General features: G+C 62.9%; 20 protein-coding genes and 3 tRNA genes. 15 read left to right on the top strand and 8 right to left on the bottom strand.

The genetic code is table 11. The annotated features are described in order from the left end of the window. Position 1: 1 nt before the first annotated feature. Both GM658_RS22450 and GM658_RS22445 read left to right on the top strand, forming a co-directional pair. The gene (locus GM658_RS22450; protein ID WP_155456291.1) at positions 2 to 2,617 is read left to right on the top strand and encodes a bifunctional diguanylate cyclase/phosphodiesterase; all 2,616 of its coding nucleotides are present in this window, start codon (positions 2 to 4) and stop codon (positions 2,615 to 2,617) included. A gap of 29 nt (positions 2,618 to 2,646) precedes the next feature. Beyond that, positions 2,647 to 3,285 (top strand): FABP family protein, encoded by a 639-nt coding sequence (locus GM658_RS22445; RefSeq protein WP_155456290.1) that lies wholly within the window; start codon positions 2,647 to 2,649, stop codon positions 3,283 to 3,285. Here GM658_RS22445 and GM658_RS22440 read toward each other — a convergent pair. Beyond that, the gene (locus tag GM658_RS22440; protein WP_155456289.1) at positions 3,282 to 4,469 is read right to left on the bottom strand and encodes an NnrS family protein; all 1,188 of its coding nucleotides are present in this window, start codon (positions 4,467 to 4,469) and stop codon (positions 3,282 to 3,284) included. The genes GM658_RS22445 and GM658_RS22440 overlap by 4 nt on opposite strands. A 93-nt stretch (positions 4,470 to 4,562) precedes the next feature. On the opposite strand from GM658_RS22440, the gene GM658_RS22435 reads away from it, so the two are divergent. Continuing rightward, on the top strand, positions 4,563 to 5,015 hold the full coding sequence (locus tag GM658_RS22435) for an RrF2 family transcriptional regulator (protein ID WP_155456288.1): 453 nt from the start codon (positions 4,563 to 4,565) through the stop codon (positions 5,013 to 5,015). A 73-nt stretch (positions 5,016 to 5,088) separates the two neighbouring features. Further along, positions 5,089 to 6,270 (top strand): NO-inducible flavohemoprotein, encoded by a 1,182-nt coding sequence (hmpA, locus tag GM658_RS22430; RefSeq protein ID WP_155456287.1) that lies wholly within the window; start codon positions 5,089 to 5,091, stop codon positions 6,268 to 6,270. Here the strand turns inward: hmpA and GM658_RS22425 are convergent. Then, positions 6,267 to 7,106, bottom strand: coding sequence for an HDOD domain-containing protein (locus GM658_RS22425; protein WP_155456286.1), 840 nt, complete (start codon positions 7,104 to 7,106; stop codon positions 6,267 to 6,269). The genes hmpA and GM658_RS22425 overlap by 4 nt on opposite strands. 112 nt (positions 7,107 to 7,218) lie before the next feature. Further along, positions 7,219 to 8,508: a D-amino acid dehydrogenase gene (locus GM658_RS22420; protein ID WP_155456285.1), complete on the bottom strand. Its 1,290-nt coding sequence runs from the start codon at positions 8,506 to 8,508 to the stop codon at positions 7,219 to 7,221. 99 nt (positions 8,509 to 8,607) lie between these two features. Between GM658_RS22420 and GM658_RS22415 the strand changes: the two genes are divergently transcribed. The 6 genes from GM658_RS22415 to GM658_RS22390 all read left to right on the top strand — a co-directional run bounded on the left by GM658_RS22415 (position 8,608) and on the right by GM658_RS22390 (position 13,216). Further along, entirely contained in the window at positions 8,608 to 9,102 is a 495-nt protein-coding gene (locus tag GM658_RS22415) for an Lrp/AsnC ligand binding domain-containing protein (protein ID WP_155456284.1), read from the top strand. Between the two features lie 38 nt (positions 9,103 to 9,140). Further along, complete coding sequence (locus GM658_RS22410) at positions 9,141 to 9,305, top strand: hypothetical protein (RefSeq protein WP_155456283.1); 165 nt, start codon at positions 9,141 to 9,143, stop codon at positions 9,303 to 9,305. 54 nt (positions 9,306 to 9,359) lie between these two features. After that, a complete protein-coding gene (locus GM658_RS22405) occupies positions 9,360 to 10,934 on the top strand; it encodes a hypothetical protein (protein WP_371865222.1) in 1,575 nt (524 codons plus the stop codon). A gap of 112 nt (positions 10,935 to 11,046) precedes the next feature. Continuing rightward, on the top strand, positions 11,047 to 11,481 hold the full coding sequence (locus tag GM658_RS22400; protein ID WP_155456282.1) for a type 2 periplasmic-binding domain-containing protein: 435 nt from the start codon (positions 11,047 to 11,049) through the stop codon (positions 11,479 to 11,481). Between the two features lie 38 nt (positions 11,482 to 11,519). Beyond that, complete coding sequence (locus tag GM658_RS22395) at positions 11,520 to 12,818, top strand: NAD(P)/FAD-dependent oxidoreductase (RefSeq protein ID WP_155456281.1); 1,299 nt, start codon at positions 11,520 to 11,522, stop codon at positions 12,816 to 12,818. Next, positions 12,815 to 13,216, top strand: a complete 402-nt coding sequence (locus tag GM658_RS22390) for a DUF3592 domain-containing protein (protein ID WP_155456280.1) — start codon at positions 12,815 to 12,817, stop codon at positions 13,214 to 13,216. Before GM658_RS22395 ends, GM658_RS22390 begins: the two co-directional genes overlap by 4 nt. Positions 13,217 to 13,225: 9 nt before the next feature. Here GM658_RS22390 and GM658_RS22385 read toward each other — a convergent pair whose 3' ends face one another. Both GM658_RS22385 and GM658_RS22380 read right to left on the bottom strand, forming a co-directional pair. Further along, positions 13,226 to 13,909, bottom strand: coding sequence for a sensor histidine kinase (locus GM658_RS22385; protein ID WP_155456279.1), 684 nt, complete (start codon positions 13,907 to 13,909; stop codon positions 13,226 to 13,228). Positions 13,910 to 13,994: 85 nt separating this feature from the next. Continuing rightward, complete coding sequence (locus GM658_RS22380; protein ID WP_155456278.1) at positions 13,995 to 15,626, bottom strand: response regulator; 1,632 nt, start codon at positions 15,624 to 15,626, stop codon at positions 13,995 to 13,997. A 123-nt stretch (positions 15,627 to 15,749) separates the two neighbouring features. On the opposite strand from GM658_RS22380, the gene GM658_RS22375 reads away from it, so the two are divergent. Next, entirely contained in the window at positions 15,750 to 16,172 is a 423-nt protein-coding gene (locus tag GM658_RS22375) for a hypothetical protein (RefSeq protein WP_155456277.1), read from the top strand. A gap of 21 nt (positions 16,173 to 16,193) precedes the next feature. Here the strand turns inward: GM658_RS22375 and GM658_RS22370 are convergent, their stop codons facing one another. The 3 genes from GM658_RS22370 to GM658_RS22360 form a co-directional block, all read right to left on the bottom strand. Continuing rightward, positions 16,194 to 17,168 (bottom strand): diguanylate cyclase domain-containing protein, encoded by a 975-nt coding sequence (locus tag GM658_RS22370; protein WP_155456276.1) that lies wholly within the window; start codon positions 17,166 to 17,168, stop codon positions 16,194 to 16,196. A gap of 126 nt (positions 17,169 to 17,294) precedes the next feature. Continuing rightward, positions 17,295 to 20,039, bottom strand: a complete 2,745-nt coding sequence (locus tag GM658_RS22365) for a hybrid sensor histidine kinase/response regulator (RefSeq protein ID WP_155456275.1) — start codon at positions 20,037 to 20,039, stop codon at positions 17,295 to 17,297. A 46-nt stretch (positions 20,040 to 20,085) separates the two neighbouring features. After that, positions 20,086 to 20,874 (bottom strand): response regulator, encoded by a 789-nt coding sequence (locus GM658_RS22360; RefSeq protein ID WP_229417021.1) that lies wholly within the window; start codon positions 20,872 to 20,874, stop codon positions 20,086 to 20,088. 410 nt (positions 20,875 to 21,284) lie between these two features. Between GM658_RS22360 and GM658_RS22355 the strand changes: the two genes are divergently transcribed. The 4 genes from GM658_RS22355 (at position 21,285) to GM658_RS22340 (ending at position 23,133) form a co-directional block, all read left to right on the top strand. Beyond that, a tRNA-Arg gene (locus tag GM658_RS22355) sits at positions 21,285 to 21,361 on the top strand. Positions 21,362 to 21,456: 95 nt separating this feature from the next. After that, positions 21,457 to 21,533 (top strand) — tRNA-Arg (locus GM658_RS22350). Between the two features lie 55 nt (positions 21,534 to 21,588). Beyond that, positions 21,589 to 21,665: transfer RNA gene (locus tag GM658_RS22345), tRNA-Arg, on the top strand. A gap of 133 nt (positions 21,666 to 21,798) precedes the next feature. Next, positions 21,799 to 23,133 (top strand): lactonase family protein, encoded by a 1,335-nt coding sequence (locus tag GM658_RS22340; RefSeq protein WP_155456273.1) that lies wholly within the window; start codon positions 21,799 to 21,801, stop codon positions 23,131 to 23,133. Positions 23,134 to 23,144 lie beyond the last annotated feature (11 nt).

Genomic DNA, 23,144 nt, shown 5'->3' with positions numbered 1-23,144 from the left:
CATGAAGCGCTGGCTGCGCATGTGCCTGGAGACGCAAGTCTCGCTGCCATTGTTCACCGTGGTGCTGCTGGCCGTGGTGTGGGCTACCACCTTGCACTTCATCGACAGCGAGGCTGCCGCTTCGCGCGATATGACGGCCGAATCGGCAAGTGAACTGATCGCCACTTACGAGGCGCAGGTTGCGCGCAGCATCAACGGCATTGAACAGACCCTGAAAGTGCTGAAGTACAGCGCCGAGCGGCTAGGCGCGCGTGGGGCCCTGCCGGAACTGCAGGCCAACGGCTTGCTGCCATCCGGCCTGGTGTTCGTGGTCAGCATCGTGGATGCGCAAGGCGATACGGTTGCCAGCAATCCGGCCGCGCGCCCGATCAATGTCGCCCGCCAGGACTATTTCCGCTTCCACCAGCAGAACCGCAGCAGCTATACCTTCATTTCGCAGGCCATGCGCGACGAGGCGAACGACGATTGGCACCTGCACTTTACGCGCCGCCTGGATGACAAGCACGGCGAGTTTGCCGGCGTGGTCGTCGTCGAAGTCGAACCGGCCTATTTCACCAGCGGCTATGAACGCAGCCGCCTGGGCGAGCAGGGCATGCTTGGCCTGGTCGGCGACGATGGCGTGGTGCGCGCGCTGCGCTTGGGCGACAAACAGTCCTTTGGCCAGCGGGTGGACCTGGCTGCGCTGAGATCACATTCCGGCACGCCGGTCGCCAGCAGCTGGGACGGCGTGCGCCGCTATACCGAAGTGCGCCAGCTGGGCGGCTTGCGCCTGAGCGCAATGGTCGGCCTCTCGGAGCAGGAGCAAACGGCTGGTTTCGCCGCGCAGCGCCGCCAGCTGCTGTGGGAAGCAGGCGTTGCCAGCGCCGTGCTGATCATCCTGGCCGCGCTGGTCTGGGCATGGGTGTGGCAGGGCGCCAAGGCGCGCCGCCGCGTACGCCGCGCGCAGGAGACCTATGCCGCCGCGTCCGAATCGAACATGGACGCTTTCTTCGTCCTGCGCGCCCTCCGCAACAAGGATGGCGTGGTAGTGGACTTCAAATTCAGCGCCATCAACTCGCGCGCCGAGCAGCTGACTGGCCACAGCCGCAGCGAACTGCGCGCGCAAACCTTGTGCAGCTGGATGCCGGCGGCGCGCCACAACGGCATGTTCGAACAGCTGGTGGGCGTCACCCTGCACGGCGGCGTGCACCAGGAAGAGGGCCCGAACCTGGTGCCGCAGCTGCGCGCCGAGTGGCTGCACTGGCAGGTGGTTGGCGTGGAAGGCGGCGTGGTGGCGATCGTGCGCGACATTACGGAGCGCAAGCGCGCCGAAGAACGCATCTATCACATGGCGCACCACGACACGCTGACTGGCCTGCCGAACCGCAGCCTGATCTGCGACCGCCTCGAGCAGTCGCTGGCCCACGCTGAGCGCAACAAGGAATCGGTGCTGGTGGCCTTCATCGACCTGGACAGCTTCAAGCTGGTCAACGACACGCTGGGCCACAACGCAGGCGACGAACTGCTAAAGGAAGTGGCGAGCCGCATGGTGGGCTGCGTGCGCCGTGAAGACACTGTCGGCCGTTTCGGCGGCGACGAATTCGTGCTGGTGCTGCCGCACGTGAACGACAACCCGCAGGTGCTGGCGCCGCTGCTGAACAAGATTCTGGAATCGGTGGTGCAGCCGATCGTGCTGGAAGGGCAAAAGATGCAGGTCAGCTGCTCGATCGGCGTTGCCGTCTATCCGCGCGACGGCCGCGACACAGACACGCTGATGATGCATGCGGACGCCGCCATGTACCGCGCCAAGGAAAGCGGCAAGAACAACTGCCAGTTCTATACCAGCGAAATGAACGCGGGACTGGAAGAAAAGCTGGCGCTGACCGAAGGCTTGCGCAAGGCGCTGGAAGAGCAGCAATTGTTCCTGGCCTACCAGCCCAAGATCGACCTGCACAGCGGCAGCATGTTCGGCGTCGAGGCCCTGCTGCGCTGGCAGCATCCGCAGCGCGGCCTGGTGTCGCCGGCCCAGTTCATTCCGTTGGCGGAAGAAAACGGCTTGATCATCCAGATCGGCGAATGGGTGCTGCGCGAAGCCTGCCGCCAGGCGCGCGCCTGGCAGGACGCAGGCCTGCCGCCGCTGTCGGTGTCGGTCAATGTGTCGGCGCGCCAGTTCGATGATCCGCGCCTGGTGGAGCGGGTCGCCGCGGCGCTGGCCGCCAGCGGACTGGATGCCTGCTGGCTGGAGCTGGAATTGACAGAAACCATGGTGATGCGCAATGTGCAGCAGTCCATCGCCAAGATGCGCGAGCTGGAGGCCATGGGCATTGCGCTCTCGATCGACGATTTCGGCACCGGCTACTCCAGCCTTGCGGCGCTCAAATCCTTCCCGATTTCGCGCCTGAAGATCGACCAGTCCTTCGTGCGCGACCTGTGCGGCAGTGCGGACGACCAGGCCATCACTTGCGCCATCATCTCGCTGTCGCACCAGCTGGACATGAAGGTCATCGCGGAAGGCGTGGAGACGGAACAGCAGCGCCGCTTCCTGCACGCCAATGGCTGCGACGAAGTGCAGGGCTATTTGTTCAGCTGCCCGGTCCCGGCCAGCGAGATCGCCGAAATGCTGGAGCCGGTACAATAGCTGTTCCCGTAACACGAGAGCAGCTATTCATGACCGAATTCAGTAACGACATCTACACCGAACCATCCGGCATCGACATGGACACGCTGGCCAACCTTGGCCCGCTGCGCCCCATGGTCGGCATCTGGGAAGGCCAGCGCGGCCTGGACATCAAGCCCAAGGCCGACGGCCCCCGCAAGCAAGCCTACGTCGAGCGCATCGAACTGCAGCCTATTGATCCGGTCACCAACGGGCCGCAGCTGTTCTACGGCCTGCGCTATGTCCTCATCATCAACAAGCCGGACAACATCAAGACCTACCACGAGCAGGTCGGCTACTGGCTGTGGGAGCCGGCCACCAATACCGTGATCCAGACACTGGCCATTCCACGCGGCCAGATCGCCATGGCATCCGGCACCGCAGCGCCCGATGCGAAGAGCTTCGAGCTGGTCGCCCAGCGCGAGAAGAATGACTACGGCATCTGCTCCAACCCATTCCTGGAGTTCGGCTTCAAGACCACCGAATACCGCATCAAGGTCAGCATCAACGACGACGGCACCTGGGGTTACGAGGAAGACACTGTGATGCTTATTCGCGGCAAGGAGTCGGAGCCGTTCCACCACGTCGACCGCAACCTGTTGCACAAAGTGGCGGAGCCCACCCCGAATCCGCTGGCACGCAAAGCTTAGCCTTCACGGCCGTCGACGCGGGCCTTGCTCAGATAAGGACCGTACACCCACAGGTAAGTCAGGAAGGATCCCGCCCAGGCCAGGGCGGAGCCCGCCAGCAGGATGTCGCGGACTTCAGCCGGTAGCAGGTTGGCGCACAAACGCGCCACTGCGCCAGCTTGCAGCAGCAGGTACATTGCGCTTTCGGCGCGGCCAGCGCGCAGCATGCGGCCGGTGTGGCCAAGCGCAGTGCGGGTAATCATGCCGATGATCAGGCCGGACATGCCGCCCACAGCGAGCGCGTGAAAAGCACTGCTCGACGAACCGATGCCCACGGCTGCAAACCCCAGCAACAGCAGGCCAGCCACGATCCACGCATAAGCCAGGTGCAGGATCCACAGCAAGGGCACGCGCACGGTGGCAAACGGCGCCCAGCCGGCCAGGCGCACAGCATTCACGCTCGCCGCAGCAAAGGCCACGGCGGCCACGACGAAGCCGGGCAAGCCGCCAACCCAGGCCAGCGCGGTTGCCAGCAGCAGTGCAATGCTGGCCTTCTCGCGCCAGGCCACCGTGACAGGCTGGCTGCCCGGTGCGCCATTACGGGTGAACATCGGGATCACACGGCCGCCGATCACTGCCTCCAGCACCGTGATCATCAGGATCGCACCATGCACCGGCTTGAATGCCGACAAAGCAATCCAGCCATTGGCCGCTGCATGGAACAGCAGGTTAGCCACTGACAGCAGGATCAGGATGCCGCAGATCGGATAATTGCGCTTGCTCTGCGCCTGCACCAGAACGCGGCCGAAAGCCAGCGCGCAGAGCGGCAGGAACAGGCCGTCGATGACCAGTGCCGGCACGCCCGGCGCCAGAAGCATTGCTGCGCGTCCCGCAACCCATAGCCCCGCCAGCGCCGCCAGTTGTCCGCCGGCCGGCGTTGGCAGGTTGGTCCAGTTGCGTCCCGCCGTGAACAGGAAGCCGATGATCACAGCGCCAGCAAAGCCGAACACCATTTCATGCATATGCCACAGCATGTTCACCGCCGGCAGTGCCGGCAGGGCGCCCCTATAGCCGGCCAGCCACAATGGAACCGACAGCGCCGCCAGTGCTGCCGCCAGCAGGTAGAAGGGACGGAAACCCAGTCGCAGCAAGGGATGCGGTTGTCCGATCGGCGTGGGCTCGGTGGGAAGATGGATGCTGCGCATGGCTGGCCTCGGGTTCTTAAGATGTATAATGAATGCTACATTAGCCTCACTTGCTAAGCAATATTTCAAATGCATCTTTGAATGACCTAGATCATGCGACTGACATCTTTCACCGACTACACCCTGCGTTCGCTGATGTACCTTGGCATGAACCGCGACAAGCTGGTCACCATCCAGGAGATCGCCGACCTGCACGACATTTCAAAGAACCACCTGACCAAGGTCATTCACCAGCTGGGTGCGAGCGGCCTGGTGGAAACGGTGCGCGGACGGCACGGCGGCCTGCGCCTGAACCGTGAGCCGGAGGATATCAATATTGGCGAAGTGGTACGCGACAGCGAATCCGACTTTTACATCGCCGAGTGTTTCGAGTCCGACCCGGGCCATTGCGCCTTCCTGCGCGACTGTGCGCTGAAACGCAAGTTGAGCGAAGCGACAGAAGCCTTCCTGCATGTTCTGGATGGCATGACGCTGGCCGATATCCTGCCCGGCCCGAAAGGAAAACCCGGCGAGAAAACTGTACTCCTCCAGAAAATACGCATCTGATATGCATCTTTATTGACGCAGCTTAAGGTAAACATGTATTATGGGTGCATGTTTAACGAGAAGGAGCTGCACCATGTTGTCCGCCGAACACCGCGCCATCGTCACCGCCACAGTCCCGATCCTGGAGCAGGGCGGCGAAGCCTTGACCCGTCACTTCTACCAGACTTTGTTCAATGACTTCCCGCAGGTGAAGCCATTCTTCAACCAGGCGCACCAGCACAGCGGCGAGCAGCAGCGCGCGCTGGCCAACGGCATCCTGATGTACGCAAAGAACATCGAGCGCCTGGAAGCACTGGGCCCGCTGGTGAACACCATCGTCACCAAGCACGTCGCGCTGCAGATTCAGCCGGAACACTATCCGATGGTCGGCGCCAGCCTGCTGAAGGCCATTCGCGAAGTTCTTGGCGCGGAGACCGCCACCGACGCCGTGCTGGAAGCCTGGGGTGCAGCGTACGGCCAGTTGGCCGACATCCTGATCGGCGCCGAAGCCCAGACATATGAAGCCGCGGCGGCAGCGCCGGGCGGCTGGATGGGGGCGCGCCAGTTCATCGTCGCCGCCAAGCGCGTCGAGAGCGACGAAATCACCACCTTCGTATTCCGCCCGGCAGACGGCGAGCCAGTATTGGACTTTGAACCAGGCCAATACATTGGTATCCGCGTGGTGGTCGACGGCCAGGAGCAGCGCCGCCAGTACTCGCTGTCCGCAGCGCCGAACGGCATGACCTACCAGATCAGCGTGAAGCGCGAGGGCAGCGGCAAGGTCTCCGGCTTCCTGCACGCGAATGTGAATGAAGGCGACACGGTGGAACTGTTCCCGCCGACCGGCGCATTCAAACTGGCCGAAGGCCGCCGCCCGATCGTGCTGATTTCCGGCGGCGTCGGCATCACCCCGACCCTTGCCATGCTGGACCAGGCGCTGGAAACCGGCCGCGAAATCCGCTTCATCCACGCCGCGCGCCACGGCGGCGTGCACGCCTTCCGCCAGCATATCGACGGCCTGGCTGAACGCCATCCACAGTTGAAGCGGCACTATATCTACGCCGAAGAACGCGCAGGCCAGCCGCAAGCCGATGCCATCGGCATGCTCGGTAACAAGGAGTTGGGCGAATGGCTGCCGCAGTCGCGCGACGTCGACGCTTACTTCCTCGGCCCGCTGCCGTTCATGAAGGCCGTCAAGCGCAGCCTGCATGAACTGGGCGTGCCGGAAGCGCAGACGTATTACGAATTCTTTGGCCCGGCCAAGGCCCTCGATTAAACGAGCAGGGCGGCGTTCATGGCGGAGGCATCGGCCTCCGCTTCTTCCAGCATTTCCGCACGCTTTTCAGCGTCGATGAACAGGTCCATCACGGAATCTTCGTGCGGGGCCTGTTGCGTTTCCGGGTTCGCCAGCGGCGAAGGGACGCGCGCGAAATGGTTGGCAAGCAGAAGGGTATCGAGCAGGGTGTCTGGCGGAATTTGCAGCATGCCGCCGCGCAGGCTTTCGATGGCTTCCGCCACCTCGCTTGGAATGCCCAGTTTTTTCAGCACTTCGCGCGTGATGATTTCCTCGCTGGCAGTCTGCCAGTTTTCCGGATCGGGTTCCAGCAAGCCAGGGAATTCATCGGCGCGCGAGAGCAGGTAGAAGCTGCCCACTTCATGCACGATGGCCGCGAACAGGGCGGTATCGGGATTCACGCCGGTGACTTCACGCGCGATGATGCGCGACAGGCAGGCGACGTGGATGGTGTGCTGCCACAGTTGTTCAGCTTTGGCACGCAATTCGGGATCGACGATCTTGCTGCCGAAGGCGCGCACCACCATCGCCGCGGCCAGCGCGTACAGGTTGTGGTAACCCACGCGCATGATGGCGTTGCGGACGTTGGTGATATCCGGCCCGCCGGTGCGGTTGAACATGGCGGAATTGGACAGCGAGACAGTACGCGCGGCCAATTGCGGCTCGGCCAGCACCAGCTTGATCGCGTCCTCCATTGGACAGTCAGGATCGTCCAGCGCGAGCTGCACTCGCAGGGCGGCATTGACGCTGGTGGGAAACACGAGATCTCCGCGGATCGCCAGCGCGGCGACATGTCCAAAGGCTTCCAGTTTATTCATGCCGAAAATTATACGGCCCCAGACACTTTGTTGCCAAATGAAAGTCGGGGCTGGTGAAAAAGGGGTACGTCCCCTTTTCCGCCCTTTTTCACCAGCCCCGACTTTTAAAGGCTTAGGCGCCGACGAGTTGCGGCTGGCGGGAGCTGCGCTCTTCGCTGTAGCGGGCGACGGCAAGGTCGTCGGCGAAGATCGCTGGGCGCTTGGCGGACATGATGTCGGCCAGCAGCTGCGCGGAGCCGCAGCTCATGGTCCAGCCCAGCGTGCCATGGCCGGTGTTGGTGAACAGGTTGCGGATGCCGGTACGGCCGACCACGGGCGTGCCGTCCGGGGTCATCGGGCGCAGGCCGGTCCAGAACGTGGCTTCGGCAGTGTTGCCGGCGCCTGGGAACAAGTCGTTCACCACCATCTCCAGCGTTTCGCGGCGGCGCGGGTTGAGCTTGGTGTTGTAGCCGGCGATTTCGGCCATGCCGCCAACGCGGATGCGGTCCTCAAAGCGGGTCACGGCAATCTTGTAGGTCTCGTCCAGGATGGTCGAGGTCGGGGCCTTGCCGCCGTCAACGATAGGCACGGTGATCGAGTAGCCTTTCAGCGGGTATACCGGGATCTCGAACAGCTCTTTCAGGAATGGGGTCGAGTAGGCGCCCAGCGCCACCACGAAGGAGTCGCCTTCCACCACTTCGGCGCCGCATTGCACGCCTTTGACTTTGTCGCCTTCCATGACCAGTTTGTCCATCGACACGCCATAGCGGAATTTCACGCCCAGTTCTTTGGCCATCGCTTCCAGGCGGGTAGTGAACATCTGGCAGTCGCCGGTTTCGTCGTTCGGCAGGCGCAGGCCGCCGACCAGCTTGTGCGCGGATGCGGCCAGGCCTGGTTCGGCCTTGATCAGGTCGGCACCGGTCAGCAGCTCGTAAGGCACGCCGGTTTCTTTCAGGACTTCGATGTCCTTGGCGGCGCCGTCCAGTTGCGCCTGGGTGCGGAACAGCTGGGTCGTGCCTTGCTGGCGGCCTTCGTAGGCGATGCCGGTGGCGGCGCGCAATACTTTAAAGCAGTCGCGGCTGTATTCTGCCAGGCGCACCATGCGTTCCTTGTTGATTGCATAGGATTCGGCATTGCAGTTGCGCAGCATCTGCCACATCCATTTCAGCTGAAAGGTGGTACCGTCAGGGGTGATGGACAGCGGCGCGTGGCGCTGCAGCATCCATTTCATGGCTTTCAGGGGAATGCCTGGGGCGGCCCATGGCGAGGCATAGCCGGGCGAAATCTGGCCGGCGTTGGCGAAGCTGGTTTCCAGGGCAGGGCCGGGTTGGCGATCCAGTACGGTGACATCATGGCCGGCCTGGGCCAGGTAATAGGCACTGGTGACGCCAATAACGCCGCTGCCAAGGATAACTACGCGCATGAATTGCCTCCGGAATATTTGTGACGGATTATTTTGCTAGGATATCCAAGTTTTACTAGTATTTGTTACTATATGAAATCGTTAAAACAGTAAAAAATCATGCGAATTCAGAAAGAGTCGGTCCGGGGACTGGACAAGATTGACCGCAAGATATTGCGCATCCTGCAGGACGATGCGCGCATTGCGATGAAGGATTTGAGCGAGCAGGTGGGGTTGTCGATCACGCCGACCATCGAGCGGGTCAAGCGCATGGAGCGCGATGGGGTGATTGCCGGCTACCACGCACGGCTCAATCCGCGTGCCTTGGGCGCCAGCTTGCTGGTGTTCGTGGAGATTACGCTGAACCAGAAATCGGCCAGCCACTTCGAGCAGTTCCGGCGCGAGGTGCTGCGCATTCCCGAGGTGCAGGAGTGCCACCTGGTGTCGGGTGATTTCGATTACCTGATCAAGGCCCGCATCCATGAGATGGCGGAATACCGCAAGCTGCTGGGCGATATGCTGTTGAACCTTCCCGGCGCAGCGCAGTCCAAGTCCTATGTCGTCATGGAGGAAATCAAGGAAACCTTGATTTTGCCCACGGAGCCTACACCGTAGGCGCGGGATCATGACGCTTTCTGTCTAAGGAGCGTAACATGTCTACCACGCCCGATCCCGTAGTGCATATGTCCGAGTTGGAAAAATTTGAGCAGAGATTCGACCTGAAGCTGGAGCGGCTCGAAAACAAAATCCTGCGCTTGATGCTGGCGCAAACGCTCACGCTGGTCGGGGCGATGGCGGCGCTAAAACTGTTTGGGTAATGACAACATATGGTCTAGAATGCCATTAGCCTGGACTGAGCGAACGGAGTATTTGTGCAAAGCACTTATGGAGCCGCGAGCATCACCACAACAGCCGCCCTTGAGCCGGCTGCCCCCGAGCACACCGTCCTCTTGCGCGGACTCGATGAACATCTTTCCGCCGACCAGGGCTTCACTTCCAACCTTGCCCGCACCGTGGGCGCCGTTGCCAGTACCGAAGGTGTCCTGAGCCTGGCGCAATTCGCCGCCGTGACCGACCTGGCAGGCGATGGCCGCGCCTCCGCCGTCTTTACCGCCATCATGCTGAATGCCATTGAAATTGGCGTCACTGTCGATTCGGCCCTGCATGCCCTGGCCCGTTCCAGCCCGACTGTCGCAGAGCACTCGCGCCACCAGGCGTTTAACCTGATGAAGCCGCTGCTGGCGCTGCAAGGCACCTCGGCCCGCCCGCTGGCGCAGAAAATCGCCAAGGCCCTGCATATCAAATTGACGCCGGAGCAGTTGTTCGGCTTGCCGCCGGAGGAAGAACGCCGCCTTCTCAGCAACCTTGGCGACCAGGCCCGCAAGCTGGTAAAGGGCAGGGGCGTGGCCGATGCCGTCGCCGACTTCGGCCGCACCATGGGCCATGCGGAATTGCTGAACCATGCGCGCGGCTTTAACGGTGGCCTGATGAGCCTGGATGAGCTGCATACTGCCGTCGAACGGGCCGTTGCCGCCATCTGCCAAGGCATCGAAACCTACCGCGAACACGAAAACTCCATGCTCGCCTGCGAAGCCGGCGCCGCCGGCCTGCTGGCAACTGCCCAGCAGCTGCGTCACCAGGTGCAGCAGCGCCTGGCCCTGGTCGATGCCCGCATCGCCTACGAGCGCCGCATGCTGAACCAGGACATCGAAGACGCCGTGCACGATGCCGGCAACGCCATCGAACTGGCGCTGGCCTGCAATCCGGAAGCCAGCGAGCGCGCGAGCGGCGAGCACTTCGGCAAGGAGATGGAGTCGCGCCTCGACCGCGTAGTGCAGCGCAAGGAAGAAGTGCTGGATTTGCTGCAGAACGACCTGTCCCTGTTCCAGTCCGATATCCGCCTGACCCAGACTACCGTCTTCGAACGCCAGCACCACGCCACGCTGGCGCGCCTGATGCCGCGCATGCGCGTCGGTACCCGCCTGGCGCAGACAGTGGATTCCGCCGCCAATATCACCCTGATGGGCAGCGCCGTGGCCGCCGCCGGCACGGGAACGGCTGCCTACCTGTTTGGCGTGGCGGTCGTGCTGCCCGTCGTGGCGCCCGCCGCTCCTTTCGTCGGCGGCGCCGTGCTGCTGGCGGGAGCCTTCAAATGGTTCGCCGATGCCGGCCGCCGCAAGCGTTCGGAAATCCAGGACCGCCGCCGTGCCTTCGAGGAAGAGTTGCGCAAGCGGCTGCAGGACGTGCAGGGTGCTTTCGGCCGCCAGCTGGACCGCATTGCGTCCAGTTTCCACGAATCCGCTACCCAGCTGCTGACGCCGCTGATGCTGGAAGCGGAAGCCGCCGGCCGGGTGCAGGCGGTGCGCAAACGTATTGCCGATAAGGTCATTTCGCAGGCCCAGCAGGCCATCGCCCGCCTGCGTGCCGCCATGGCCGCCCACGCCTGAAAGTGTTGCCGCGTGTCAACGAATGTACGCTACCGAACGTTGGTAGTGAACTTGCTTTGGTACAATGACCGCGCGCAAACGCGCTTTTTCAACAACTTATATAATCACGACCATGAAGATCCAGCTCTTAGCCGCCGCCGCGCTGGCACTCAGCACTTCTGCTTTTGCCCAGGACGTAGGCGTTTCCGTCACCGTCGGCCAACCAGGCTTTTTTGGCCGTATTGACATCGGCAATATGGCGCCGCCACCGGTGCTGTATCCACAGCCAGTGATCGTTCAGCGCCCAGCACGCATCATCGCTGAGCCACTGTACCTGCGCGTACCGCCAGGCCACGCCAAGGATTGGGCGAAGCATTGCGGCGCTTACAACGCATGCGGCCGTAACGTCTACTTCGTGCGTGACGACTGGTACACCAACGAATACGCTCCGCGCTACCGCGACGAACACCGCGGCCACGGCCGCGACCGTGATGACGACGATGACCGCGGTCACGGCAATGGTCACGGCAGAGGCCACGGCAAAGGCCACGGCAAGCACGGCGACTAAACCGGCGGCCGACCGCCGCCTTTAACTTGGAGAACTGTTTGCAGAGCAAATATGTGATCGTAGGTGGAGGGGCGGGCGGCCTTGAGCTGGCCTGCAAGTTGGGCCGAAAGCTCGGCCCGCAACAGGTAATGCTGGTCGATAGCAGGCTTTACCACATCTGGAAGCCTTCGCTGCACGAGGTGGCGGCGGGCACCCTGGACATCCACCAGGAGGGCCTGTCCTACCAGATGCTGGCGCATGACAATGGCTTCACCTATGTCTATGGCGCCATGACGGCGCTGGACAGCGCTGCCCGGCAGATCACGGTGGCGGCCATTACCAGCGAGGGCGGCGAGACCGTCCTGCCGGAACGCTGCATCGGCTACGAATCGCTGGTGATGGCGGTCGGCAGCACTTCCAATTATTTCGGCGTGCCTGGCGCGGCCGAACATACCATTTCCCTTAACGCGACCGAAGATGCGGAACGTTTCCGCCTGACGCTGCTCAAGCTGCTGACGCGCGCAGCTTTGCAGAAGGGATCGCAGCAGGGCGCCGAGGGTGTCGATGTCGTCATCATCGGCGGCGGCGCCACCGGCGTCGAACTGGCGGCCGAACTGCGCGAAGCGAGCGGTGTCTACACTTCCTACGGCTTCGGCCACCTGGACCCGATCCGCGACGTGCGCATCACCTTGCTCGAAGGTGCGCCGCGCATCCTGGCGCCATTGCCGGAACGCGTATCGGGCGCCGCGCTCAAGCTGCTCAATGAGCGCGGCATCAAGGTGGTGACCGACTGCCGCGTGACCGCGATCGCGCACGACCACGTCGCCGTCGGCGCGCAAACTTATCCCTCGGATATCGTGGTCTGGGCCGCAGGGATCAAGGCGCCCGGCTTCCTCGCCACGCTTGGCCTGCCGACTGCCAAGGGCGGCCAGATCGAAGTGGAAGGCAAGCTGCAGGTCAAGGGCGTGCCCGGCGTGTATGCACTGGGCGATTGTGCGCAATGCCTCGGCGCCGATGGCAAGCCGGTGCCGCCGCGCGCCCAGGCCGCGCACCAGCAGGCCGACTACCTGCTGGAGACCTTCCTGCGCCAGGCGCGCGGCAAGGCGCCGCAAGACAAGCCTTACGAATACCGCGACTATGGTTCGCTGGTTTCGTTCGGCCAGTCGACCTCGGTCGGCAGCCTGATGGGCTCCCTGCGCGGCTTCAGCTGGTTCGTGGAAGGTTTCTTCGCTCGCATGATGTACGTCAGCCTGCACCTGCTGCACCACCAGGCCGTGCTGGGCACCATCCGCACCGGCGTGCTGGCCGTGGCGCGCTTCCTGGTCAAACGGGCCACGCCGCTGGTCAAGCTGCATTGAGGGCGCTGCTGGCAGCGTGCGCATGTGCCGCCTTGCTGGGAGGCTGCTATAACCGCGCCAGCGAGGTGGCCGAGCTGGCGCGCCACCACGCCATGGCTGCCGGCCATGTGGTTGCGCTCGATTGCAGCAACGACGGCCAGTGGTGGTATGAGTTCGAACTGGAAGGCAAGCGCCGGCGCGGCCCGGCGCACGATCCCGCCGGCTGCCGCCAGCACAAGCCCGGCGACAGCGTGACGGTGTACTACAATCCGGCACAGCCCGAGGTGCACCGCGCCGTCGCGCCCGGCCAGGCGTATGACGACGAACACGGTTTCCACATGCCGACCTGGCTATGGTTCGGGATTGCAGCGCTGGCGCTGCCCTTGTCCGCCTGGATGGCGCTCAGGCGGGGACGCTGAACACAAGCCCTAATCGAGCGGCGGCTTGGGCAGGGATACCGTCAGGACGGCGCCCTGGCCTTCATTGGCGGTCAGCGACAGCGCGCCGCCCAGGAAAATGGCGCGCTCGCGTATCATGCGCAAGCCGTGGTGCCGCTGCCAGTCTTCATCCGGAACAGCGGCCTGGCCCAGGCCTACGCCGTCATCCTTCACCACCAGTACGATGCTGTCGTCCATATCGTCGACGATCACTTCAACCTTGCTGGCGCGTGCATGGGTCGCCACGTTGCGCAAGCCTTCTTCCGCCGCCCGCAGCAGCACCACGCGGTGCGAACGGGGGCAGGCCGGCTCTTCCTCCGGCAGGCTGCATTGGGTTTTCATCAGGTGTTCGGCGCCGAACTGGCTGACCAGTTCGCCCAGCGCGACGCGCAGGCCCAGGAATTCCAGTTTGTCGTTCCAGAGCTTGTGCTGCATGCCGCGGTTGGTTTCGATGATCGCGTGCAGCAGTTTCTTCATCTGTTCTGCGCGGTCGAGCAGCGCGGGTTCTTGCGGCAGCTTGGAAGTGAGCAGGCCGAGGTGCATGGTCAGGGCCGTCAGCGAGGAGCCCAGGCTGTCGTGCATCTGGCGCGACAGGGCGCGCCGCTCGTCGTCCCAGCAATTGTTGACGTAACCCAGCAGTTCTCGAAGTTCAGCGGCGTCCGAGGTGGCAGACATATGTTTCGTGGTTCATGTTTATTGCACTGATCATACATGAGTATGGTCAGCAGGGGCGCACGCGGCGCCCCATGGCGGCGTGGGCTCAGGCGCGCGCCGTGGCTGGCGTGCGCGCCATGCATTCGTCGATGGCGCGCAGCAGCAGATCGACGTCCACCGGTTTCACCAGGTGCATGTCGAAGCCGGCATCCATCACGCGGCGCTGGTCGTCGGCCAGGCCGTAGCCGGTCAGGGCGATCAGCTTGATGTGGTGGGTTTCCGGGTTGGCGCGCATGCGGCGCGCCACTTCGTAGCCATCGATGCCCGGCAGGCCGATATCGACCAGGGCAATATCGGGCTTGGCCGCCGCCGCGGTCGCCAGGCCCTGGAAGCCGTCGGCGGCATGCTGTACCGGGTAGCCGTAGCAGCCCAGCATCATGGCCATCATTTCACGGCCATCGTCGTTATCCTCCACCAGCAGCACGGCTGGCTTGGGGTGTTCGCTTGTGTCCATGGGAGGTGCCTTTGTTTCCGTCACGTGGTCGATGCAGGGCAGGTGCAGGGTGAAGGTACTGCCTTCGCCCGGTCCCTCGCTCTCCGCATAAACATTGCCGCCATGTAGTTCCACCAGGCGCCGCACCAGCGACAGCCCGATGCCCAACCCGCCTTGTGCGCGGTCCAGCGTGCTGGCGCCTTGCACGAAAACGTCGAATACCTGCGGCAGCAGGTCGGCCGAAATGCCGACGCCGCTGTCATGCACGCTGATGGTGACTTCGCCTTCGTCCACGTCGCTCAGCACCTCGATGCGTCCGCCCGGCGGCGTGTATTTGAGCGCGTTGTCCAGCAGGTTGCTGATCACCTGCTCCAGGCGCGTGGCGTCGCCGTTCACCCAGCACGGGGCGACTTCTGCGGAGACGTGATAATCCTCCAGGCGGCCGGTGGCGCGGAAAGTTTCCAGCGTGGTTTTCAGCAAGGCCCCCATGTCCAGCGGCAGGCGGTTGAGCAGAATCTTGCCGGACATGGCGCGGCTCAGATCAAGCAAGTCGTCCACGATACGGCCCAGGTGGCGGCTCTGGCGCTGGATGATCTTCTTGGCATGGCCGACGCTGTCCGCGTTCACACCCGGCAGGCCGATCAGCGAAGCGGCGCTGCTGATGGCAGACAGGGGGTTGCGCAGCTCGTGCCCCAGCATGGCCAGGAATTCGTCCTTGGCATGGCTGGCCCGTTCCGCCGTCTTGCGTTCTTCGATTTCGCGCAGCAGGCGCTGGTTGCTGGCAATCAGGTCGGCGGTGCGCTGGCTAAGCTGGCGCGCCTGCCGCCGTAATTCTTCGTTCTTGGTGGCGAGCGACACGAAGACACTGATCTTTGCATACAGGATTTGCGGGATGACCGGCGTGAACAGGAAGTCCACCGCGCCTTTCTGGTAAGCCTTCAGGCGGTCCAGTTCGTCCGCCACGAAGGCGGTAATGAAGATGATGGGGATGTCCGAAGAGCGCGGCCGCTGGTGGATGGCTTCGGCCGTTTCGAAACCATCCATGCCCGGCATGTTGACGTCGAGCAGAATGACAGCGAAATCATGGGTGAGCACCTCGCGCAGGGCTTCCTCGCCTGAGCGCGCGGCGACTACTTCGTAATTTTCTTGCGACGCCCACTGCTCGAGCAGGTTGGTCAGCGCGAAAAGACTGTTGGCATCGTCGTTGACGACGAGGATCTTTGGCTTGTCCACCAGTCTGATCATAGCGTTGCCTTTTTACTGTGTCAAAAGAACCCATGCCAATCGTACACGCGGTGTGTACGCACGCGCACAGTCAGGCGGGAAGCCTGCTGCCATAGTGAAAACTCGTCCAATGAAGGAGTGACCATGAATATCGACACCATCGTTGACAAAGAGTATGTGGACAAGAGTTTCCGCGAACTGGCCGATGCTCCGGTCAGCGCCTTGCGCGGCCTGAGCCCCAAGGATGCCAAGCACCTGCAGGCGGCATTCGGCGTCAGTACCGTGCGCGACCTTGCCCAGCTCAACTTCGTGCGCTGGGCCTGCGCCATTGCCATCCTGGCCGACGAAGAACAATTGGCCCCGGCTGAAAAAGCCAAGGAGGAACTGCTGGACGATGCGGTCGAAATGACCTTCCCGGCCAGCGATCCGATCTCGGTGGATGCAGGGATCACGCGCATTGAAGTGGCGCCGGAAAAAGTTGATGCCCAAAAAGACCACCAGCACGCCGGCAAGGTGGAAGAATCGACCGATGCGGGCCGCGAAGCAGAAGCTGAAACCACTGCCTGACCCGCGCGGCGGCCTGGCGTTTCAGGCCGCCGTTACCTGCACTGGCTGCTGCGCCTGGCCCGCGCTTTCATGGCTGGCGGAGCAGTAGCGGTTCTTGCCGCTGCGCTTGGCTTCGTACAGCGCGGCATCGGCCACGTGCATCAGGTTGTCGACCGTGCCGGCATCGTCGGGATAGAGCGCGATGCCGAGGCTGGTGGACAGTTGCAGCGTCAGGCCATTGACCTGGTAGGGCTGGGCCACCACTTCGATCAGCTTGCTTGCCGGCTCCTGCGCATCGGCCAGTGTGCCGACCTCGCCCAGCACGATCACGAATTCGTCGCCGCCGATGCGGGCCACGGTGTCTTCCTTGCGGGCGGAATTGACCAGGCGTTGCGCCACCTGCTTCAGGATCTCGTCGCCATAGGCGTGGCCGTGGGTATCGTTGATGCCCTTAAAGCCATCGAGGTCGAGGTACATCACGGCGGCGCGGCGCTGGGCGCGCGCGGCGTGCTGCAAGGCGGTGGCGATGCGGTCTTCCAGCAGGCGGCGATTGGGCAGCCCGGTCAGCGGGTCGTGCAGCGCCAGTTCCTGCTGCTGCTTGCTGTAGGAGGCGAGCTCCTTGTACAGCAGGCGCACTTCCAGCATATTGTGGATGCGTTTGTGCACTTCGAGCAGGTCGAAGGGCTTGCTGATGAAGTCGCGCGCACCGGCTTCCAGTGCGGCGATCTTGAAGCTGGGCTGGGCGGTCAGGGCCAGCACCGGCAGGTAGCCTTCCTGTTCGATTTCCTTCAAGCCCTTCATGACCTGGAAGCCATTCAGTTCCGGCATTTGCAGGTCCAGCAAGATCAGATCGTAACGATGCTGGCGGTGCAGGGGGCAAACCTGCTCCGGCAACATGGTGGCCGTCACATTGGTGTAACCGGCATCGCGCAGGATTTCCAACATCAGGTCGATATTGTCAGCGCAATCGTCAACTACCAGGATCTTGGCATTAAGGATCTCATCTGGGCTTGGCATGGCGGTCTCGGGAACTGGAGTCTCAGTGTAGCTTGCGGCAGTTTGCCGTGGCGCACGTGTCATTAACCAGTCTAGCAAAGATTTCGGCCATTGCTTGTAGGACATTTTCCCGTGTTCGGGTAGTCCTCAACCATGCTTGCTTGCAGAACAAACGCGCTCAATCGTTGCTACTAATTCAGAAGGTTCGATGGGTTTCGGCACATGGTCGAGGAAGCCCGATTCGAGGGCGCGCAGGCGGTCTTCCGAGCGCGCGAAGGCGGTCAGGGCGATGGCGGGCATGGCGCCGCCGCGTCCCGCACCCAGGGCGCGTATGCGTGACAATAATTCAAAACCGTCAACATCGGGCATGCCGATATCGCTCAGCAGCAGGTCATACTGGCCGGCGCGCGCCAGTGCCACGGCTTCGGCGGCGTTGCCTGCGCACTGCACTGTGCAGCCGCAATCGCGCAGGATGCGGCTGATGAGCTCGCGTGCATCGGCCTCGTCGTCCACCAGCAACACTTTCAGGCCGCCCAGGTCGCGCAAGCCCATGTCCGGCAGGGGCACTTTCTCGGCGCGCGGCGGACTGTGCATGCGCTGGGCGCGGATCTCGCCGCTGGCCAGCGGCAGGCGCACGGTAAAGCTGGAGCCCATGCCTTCGCCCTCGCTGGCGGCCGACACGGTGCCGCCATGCTGCTCGACCAGGTGCTTGACGATGGACAGGCCCAGGCCCAGGCCGCCGTGCCGGCGCGTGGTGGAGGCATCGGCCTGGCGGAAGCGCTCGAATACATAGGGCAGGAATTCAGGGCGGATGCCGACGCCGTTATCGGTCACCGTTATTTCAGCATGCCCCGCATGGGCCCAGATCGAGACGCGCACGGCGCCGCCGCGCGGCGTGAACTTGAGCGCATTGGTGAGCAGGTTCCACACCACTTGCTGCAGGCGGTTGGCGTCGCCCGCCACATGGCCGGTGGGCGAGAAGTCGCGTTCGAGGCGGATGCCCTTGGCTTCGGCGGCCGGGCGCACCGCTTCCAGCGCGGCGTCGACCACCACGGACGGCATCAGCAGCTTCATGTCCAGCAAGACTTTGCCCGAGGTGATGCGGCCCATGTCCAGCAAGTCTTCGATCAGCTGGGCCTGGGCGCGCGCATTGCGTTCAATGGTCTCCAGGCCGCGCACCTGTTCCTCCGCCGTGCGGTTGCCGCGCCGGAGTACTTGCGACCAGCCCAGGATGGCGGTCAGCGGGGTGCGCAACTCATGCGACAGGGTGGCCAGGAATTCATCCTTCATCTGGTTGCTGCGCTCGGCCTCGGCGCGCGCGCTGCGCTCGCGGTCCAGCAGCACCTTGCGTTCTTCGGCGGCGCGCTGGGCTGCCTCCACCATGCGCGCATTATCGATGGCGATGCCGGCTTGCGCCGCGACGCCGCTGACCAGGCGCTCGGTGCGCTCGTTGAACATATTCGGTTCGGGGTGGCCGAAGAAGAGGGTGCCGACCACTTCGCCGGCGCGCGCCAGGATCGGGACGGCCAGGCCGCTGCGCACCTGCGGATGCGGCAAGCCCTGGAAATCGGCCGGCGGCGAGCCCGACAGCGTATGCATGGCCTGGCGGCTGCCATCGGCGCCGGGGCCGTGGTAGAAGAAGGCGCCGAAGCGCGCCCCGGAAATGCTGGTGGCGGCATCGGTCACCTCCTGCAGCAGCGAATGCAGCTCGCGGTTCTGCACCAGCGCGGTGCCGGTGCTGTTCAGCAGTTCCAGCATATTCGTTTCGTCGCGCAGTTGTTCCTGCACGCGCTTGACCTGGTCGACGTCGGTGCTGGTGCCGAACCAGCGCAGGATGCGCCCGCCGGAATCGCGCATCGGGTTGGCGCGCGTGAGGAACCAGCGGTACTGGCCGTCGCGGGCGCGGATCGGGAATTCCATTTCAAAGGGGTGGCCGGTCTCGACCGAGAGCCGCCAGCGCGACAGCATGGCCGGCAGCACTTCCGGCGCGTAGGCCTGCAGGCGGCCGTCGCCCAGCAGATCCTTTTCTTCCATGCCCGTATATTCGCGCCAGCGCTCGTTGTACCAGGTCATGACGCCGTCGCTGCTGGCTATCCAGGCCAGTTGCGGGATGCTGTTGGCGAGGGCGCGCAGCTCCTCTTCACTGTTGCGCAGGGCGTCTTCGGCCTTCTTGCGCTGGGTGATGTCCTGCACCATCCCGATCACGCCGCGCAGCTTGCCGTCGTCGCCAAAGTCGCCGTGGCCGATCACCGACAGCCAGCAGGCATCGCCGTCACGGCGTTGCACGCGGCATTCGATGTTGAAGTCGCGCCGCGCCAGGCAAGCGTCGATGAAGGCTTGCTCGACTGCCGCGAAATCGTCCGTTGCGATACGGTCGCGCAGCACCTGCCAGGTGATCGGGATTTCCGCAGGCAGTTCGAAGATCTCGGCGGCACGGCGGCCCAGACGCACCAGGTTGCTCGCGGCATTCCATTCCCAGTCGCCAAGGCGGCCGGCGGCGAGCGCCACCTGCAGCCGGTTGGTGCTTTCGCGCAGGCCCCGCTCGTGCAGCTTGCGCTGGTGGATGTCGAGCAGCAGGCAAGTCATGCCCATGGGCGAAGGCCAGGCACGCACCTCGATCCAGCGCTGGCTGGGCTGGTAGAACAATTCGCAGGTGGCAGGCAGGCCTTGCTCAAGGGTGCGGCGCAGGGGCGCTTCCAGCGCTCCGTCGGCCAGGCCCGGAAACGCTTGCCAAAGCTGCTGCCCGCGCGGGTCGCGCAGCGTGGGCACGGGCGGCAGCAGCATTTCCGCTGCTCTCGGGTTCAGGTATTGGACGGTCCAGTCCCTGCTGATGACGGCGAAGCCGTCACCCATGCTATCCAGTACGTTGTGCGTGCGGGGATCGGGACTCATAACGTTCGATTGTAGCGTTGGCAAGTCCTTGCCGCCGCACTATTGCCTAATGTAAATCTTGCAATGCCTGTTGCAGCTGTTCGATATCGTAGGGCTTTTGCATGGAGACGGCAGGGAAATCGAGGTGGCTGGTCAGCGACTGGCTGTAGCCGGAAGCAAAGATGATGCGCAGGCGCGGCTGGCGCTTCAATGCGGTGCGGCCCAGTTCGACGCCGCTCATGCCGGGCAGGCTGACGTCGCTGAACAGCACGTCGAATTCGCTGCCGGCCAGCAGCTCCAGGGCCGCTTCGCCATTGGCGACGGCGCTGACTTCGTGGCCGAAGGCGCGCAGCATTTCGCAGACCAGGTATTGCGCGTCCTGGTTGTCTTCCACCACCAGGATGCGCAGGTGGGCGTCATTGGCGGCCGCGCCGGGCAGGGCGGCCGCGCTGGCCGGGGCCAGCGTGCAGAGGATGCCGGCGACTTCGCCATCGCCGGCGCGCAGCGGCGTGTAATGCAGGTCGAAGGGCACTTCCAGCATATTGCCGTCGCGCCAGAGCTTGAGCGGCTGGCGCGGGAAAACCAGGCTCTGGCCGGCCCAGGCTTGTTCCATTGCTTGCGGGTTCCAGCTCCAGGCCGAAGGCGGCACGGCCGGCACGGTGCCGCCGGGCGGCACGGCGGCGGCGCTGGCGACGTTGCTGGCATAAGCCTGGTTGTACAGCATGACCTGGCGCCGGCTCCACATCAGCAGCATGGGCAGCGGCGTGTTGAGCATGATGTCCAGGGCCAGCCGCAGGGCTTGCGGCCAGCTGTCCTGGGGGCCGAGATCGGCACGCGACCAGTCCTGGGTTGCCATGCTTTCACCTGCGATGTGCGCCATGTCCGTATCAGTGCCTCGATGTCAATATGGGCAATGCTACACCAAGGGCGGCAAAAAAAAAGGCCCGCTGCTTGGCGGGCCCGAATTCTATTTTCTTGGAGGAGAATAGAGGAGACAGGTGAATGATGCTGCATTGCCGCATAAAGATCCAATTTCCATTCATGATGAGAGAAATACGTTTCATGAATGAAGTAATGATGTCTGTAAGGCAATAAAGAAAATTGTTTCGCGACGCTGGACAGATGGGAAACACCCGCATATAATGCTGCCTCCTTGCACAGGATACTGCGCAGGAAAGAGCCGGAAACGCCGGTTTCGCCTCGGAAAGTTGAGCAGAACGTAAGCTTTCCAAAACGAAATTCATGCGATATAATCCTGCTTCTTAAGCGGCTGTAGCTCAGCTGGATAGAGTACTTGGCTACGAACCAAGGGGTCGTGGGTTCGATTCCTGCCAGCCGCACCAGAATTTGCAGTAAATGTTTGGGCCCTTCGCTGTCGAGCGAAGGGAATAGCAGGAAGTTGGTAGTATGCATAACTGACTGTTATAATTTAGTTTTTGCGGCTGTAGCTCAGCTGGATAGAGTACTTGGCTACGAACCAAGGGGTCGTGGGTTCGATTCCTGCCAGCCGCACCAGTTTTTGTAAGTGTTGTACCCGTCGCTGTCGAGCGATGTGGAAAAAGCAGTTTTTGCGGCTGTAGCTCAGCTGGATAGAGTACTTGGCTACGAACCAAGGGGTCGTGGGTTCGATTCCTGCCAGCCGCACCAAATTGAGGAGGGTCCATACCGGGAGGTGTGGACCCTTTTTACATTTTTACTGCAAACGAATACAACGCTCGAATTGCGCTCATGACATCCTATTGGTTGAAAATTACTAAATAGTTAATCATTGGAGCGTTCGATGCATTCCAGCTTACCTGCCGCGGCAATTGCGGCGGCAATTTCATGCGCTGCGGCCTTGATGCTTGCCGGATGCGGTGGCGGCGGCGGCAATGGCGGATCGGCGAACCCGCCGCCAAGCTATACCTTGGGCGGGACCGTCACCGGCATGTCCGGCAGTGGCCTGGTGCTGCAGAACAAGGGGGCGAATGACTTGCCGATTTCCGCCAACGGCAACTTTACCTTCAGCGCTTCGCTGGCAAGCGGGACCCGCTACGACGTCACCGTCAAGAATCAGCCGGGCGCGCCCAGGCAGAACTGCAGCGTGACCGGCGGCAGCGGCACAGTCGGCGGGGCCGTAAACAATATTGCGATCAAATGCGTGACGCCGACGCCGCGCTTTGCCTATGTGGCCAATATCGTCAGCAACACCGTGCTGACATATGACATCAATGCTGCGAATGGCTGGCTGACCGCCAAAAACAATCTCAGTGTTGGTGGCGGGCCCCGTTCCGTCGTCGTCGCTCCCAACGGCAAATTTGCGTACGTGGTGCACAACGTTGGCGAGAGCTTGTCGTGGTATGGCGTCGATGCCAGCACTGGCATGCTCAGCTTTGCCGGCAAGGTTGGCACGGGATTCAAGCCGACTTCCCTGGCAATCGACCCCAGCAGCAAATTTGCCTTCCTGGTCAACGGCAGCAAGTTGTCGGCCTACAGCATCAGCGCGAACACCGGGGCGCTGGCTTTTGTCGGCGAGGTCGATGCCGGATCCGGGCTGGGCACGGTGGCGGTGGACCCGGGCGGCAAATTTGTCTATGCGGCCAATAACGGCGGCAATGCAGTGTCGATGTTTGCGATCAACGCATCGACCGGCGCATTGACGGCTGCGGGCACGTTTGCGGCCGGTGCCTTCCCTTCGTCGGTAGTGATTGAGCCGGGTGGGAAATATCTGTATGTGAGCAATTCCGGCAGCGATGATGTGTCAATGTATGCGGTCAATGCCAGCACTGGCGCGCTGACTTCCATCGGCGCGATTGCTGCGGGACTTGCGCCCTCGTCGCTGGCCACCGACCCGAGCGGCAAGTTTCTCTATGTGGCGAACGCTGCCAGCGATACGGTGTCGATGTACGCCATCAATTCCAGCACGGGTGCGCTCGCGTCCCTGGGGCGTGTCAACGCCGGGTGGAAACCGGTGGCGGTGAATGTTGATCCGGGCGGCAAGTTCGCCTATGTCGTTAACCAGGGTGACTATGCTGTGTCGGTGTATGACATCCATCCTGGCACCGGCGCACTTGCCTTCTCAGGCCTGATGGCCACCGGAGTGACGCCGGTCGCCATTGCCATTCTTGGACAATAATACGAGTGCTA

The sequence above is a fragment of the Massilia eburnea genome (assembly GCF_009720745.1).
GTDB classification, from domain to species: domain Bacteria; phylum Pseudomonadota; class Gammaproteobacteria; order Burkholderiales; family Burkholderiaceae_D; genus Rugamonas; species Rugamonas eburnea.
This window is presented reverse-complemented; position numbering and strand designations above follow the sequence as displayed.

Bases quoted from the DNA above. Each gene is read 5' to 3' on its own strand.
- GM658_RS22450 (WP_155456291.1), top strand. From the start codon at position 2: ATGAAGCGCTGGCTGCGCATGTGCCTGGAGACGCAAGTCTCGCTGCCA.
- GM658_RS22445 (WP_155456290.1), top strand. From the start codon at position 2,647: ATGACCGAATTCAGTAACGACATCTACACCGAACCATCCGGCATCGAC.
- GM658_RS22440 (WP_155456289.1), bottom strand. From the start codon at position 4,469: ATGCGCAGCATCCATCTTCCCACCGAGCCCACGCCGATCGGACAACCG.
- GM658_RS22435 (WP_155456288.1), top strand. From the start codon at position 4,563: ATGCGACTGACATCTTTCACCGACTACACCCTGCGTTCGCTGATGTAC.
- hmpA (WP_155456287.1), top strand. From the start codon at position 5,089: ATGTTGTCCGCCGAACACCGCGCCATCGTCACCGCCACAGTCCCGATC.
- GM658_RS22425 (WP_155456286.1), bottom strand. From the start codon at position 7,106: ATGAATAAACTGGAAGCCTTTGGACATGTCGCCGCGCTGGCGATCCGC.
- GM658_RS22420 (WP_155456285.1), bottom strand. From the start codon at position 8,508: ATGCGCGTAGTTATCCTTGGCAGCGGCGTTATTGGCGTCACCAGTGCC.
- GM658_RS22415 (WP_155456284.1), top strand. From the start codon at position 8,608: ATGCGAATTCAGAAAGAGTCGGTCCGGGGACTGGACAAGATTGACCGC.
- GM658_RS22410 (WP_155456283.1), top strand. From the start codon at position 9,141: ATGTCTACCACGCCCGATCCCGTAGTGCATATGTCCGAGTTGGAAAAA.
- GM658_RS22400 (WP_155456282.1), top strand. From the start codon at position 11,047: ATGAAGATCCAGCTCTTAGCCGCCGCCGCGCTGGCACTCAGCACTTCT.
- GM658_RS22385 (WP_155456279.1), bottom strand. From the start codon at position 13,909: ATGTCTGCCACCTCGGACGCCGCTGAACTTCGAGAACTGCTGGGTTAC.
- GM658_RS22380 (WP_155456278.1), bottom strand. From the start codon at position 15,626: ATGATCAGACTGGTGGACAAGCCAAAGATCCTCGTCGTCAACGACGAT.
- GM658_RS22375 (WP_155456277.1), top strand. From the start codon at position 15,750: ATGAATATCGACACCATCGTTGACAAAGAGTATGTGGACAAGAGTTTC.
- GM658_RS22370 (WP_155456276.1), bottom strand. From the start codon at position 17,168: ATGCCAAGCCCAGATGAGATCCTTAATGCCAAGATCCTGGTAGTTGAC.
- GM658_RS22365 (WP_155456275.1), bottom strand. From the start codon at position 20,039: ATGAGTCCCGATCCCCGCACGCACAACGTACTGGATAGCATGGGTGAC.
- GM658_RS22360 (WP_229417021.1), bottom strand. From the start codon at position 20,874: ATGGCAACCCAGGACTGGTCGCGTGCCGATCTCGGCCCCCAGGACAGC.
- GM658_RS22340 (WP_155456273.1), top strand. From the start codon at position 21,799: ATGCATTCCAGCTTACCTGCCGCGGCAATTGCGGCGGCAATTTCATGC.